This is a genomic window from Algibacillus agarilyticus (assembly GCF_003286125.1).
GTDB classification, from domain to species: domain Bacteria; phylum Pseudomonadota; class Gammaproteobacteria; order Enterobacterales; family Alteromonadaceae; genus Algibacillus; species Algibacillus agarilyticus.
In genome coordinates this window covers 1-1,473 of the sequence record NZ_QMED01000075.1, presented here as the reverse complement: position 1 = coordinate 1,473, position 1,473 = coordinate 1, and the positions used below count along the sequence as shown (strand labels likewise).

General features: G+C 35.9%; 1 protein-coding gene. It reads right to left on the bottom strand.

Going from position 1 to position 1,473, the window contains the following annotated elements:
- Positions 1–117: 117 nt before the first annotated feature.
- Positions 118–675 (bottom strand): hypothetical protein, encoded by a 558-nt coding sequence (locus DPX34_RS21590; RefSeq protein ID WP_111980453.1) that lies wholly within the window; start codon positions 673–675, stop codon positions 118–120.
- Positions 676–1,473: the final 798 nt, after the last annotated feature.

Genomic DNA, 1,473 nt, shown 5'->3' with positions numbered 1-1,473 from the left:
TTGAACACCATCAAAATGAATAAATAACGCGATCAACTCACTCATTTATCAAACACGATGTAGCCAAAATCGGTTAAATTTATCTTTTCTTAGAGAGACTGTCCCAGACCCCTTCGTTTATGCATTTTCTGGATTTTGAACACCATCGGGATATGGTAATTGCGAATTTATAGCAAGTAATAAATCTTTAAAAGTATTAATGTCTTCAATTAACTCAGACTGGAAACCTATATCACGATCATTAAAATGGTGAATTGCATTTCCTCTAGATTGTACTCTCCGCAAATAACTTTCAAACGATGGCTCTCCTTTTTTAATATATAAAGAGATTAAGTTATCAAAACTAATTTTCTTAGGTTGTACTATTTTTTTATTTTTTTTCAAGGCTTCAGAATCTTTTAAATAATCCTCAATAAAAGCAGAAAAAAACAATTTGATTGCACTTTCAGACATACTCCTCAAAGTGGCATACCCTAATATAATTTTTGCATCTTTTACTTCTTCGAGAAAAACCTCTTCATATTCAGGTAGTGTTTTAGCAAAAGATAATTGCCTATCTAATCTTGCTTCTTTAATTAAGGCATAAGCTGACTCGGGAGCCCAGCCTCTGGAGTTTAACCAAAAATCATTTAATGCTTGAGTGATTCGGATGATTTTTTGAAAATCACAATTCATCTAGTTTTTCTCCAAACTCGAAGGTATACGAAAAGTAGCTAACGAGCTTGTAGAATAACTCGTTTTTATTGTTATTTTTAATTGCGTTAAACAGTATCTGAGTTTGTCAGTCGCTTCAATCTTATTTACCGTATTTTTTGAGGGTATTTATGCTGGTTAGCAATAGTCTTTCTAGGACATCCATTAATAAAATCCTTCAGCACCTTGATTTTTTAGCCATATCAACCAAACTAAACTGTATATAAAAACACCTGTGTTAATACTCATGACAAAAGCACGTAAAAGCCAAATATCACTCGATGACACCGCTTATTATCATTGCGTCTCTCGCTGTGTGCGACGCGCTTTTTTATGTGGGCAAGACAACATAACCGGTCAATGCTTTGAGCATNCATTGCGTCTCTCGCTGTGTGCGACGCGCTTTTTTATGTGGGCAAGACAACATAACCGGTCAATGCTTTGAGCATCGCCGCGAGTGGCTAGTGACGCGTATTAAACAACTCGCCACTATTTTTGCAATTGATATCGCCGCTTATGCCATCATGAATAATCATTATCATTTAGTGTTAAGAGTCGACCGTAAAAAAGCTCTAGCGTGGTCAGATGATGAGGTGTTAAAACAATGGCATTTACTGTGTAAACCCATGCCCGTTGTACAACGTTATTTAGATAACAACATCATCAGCGACAGTGATTTAATCATTGTAAAACAAGAGGCGGCTAAGTTTAGAGAACGGTTATACAACATTAGTTGGTTTATGCGTTACCTCAACGAATTCATCTCTCGCCAAGCTAACC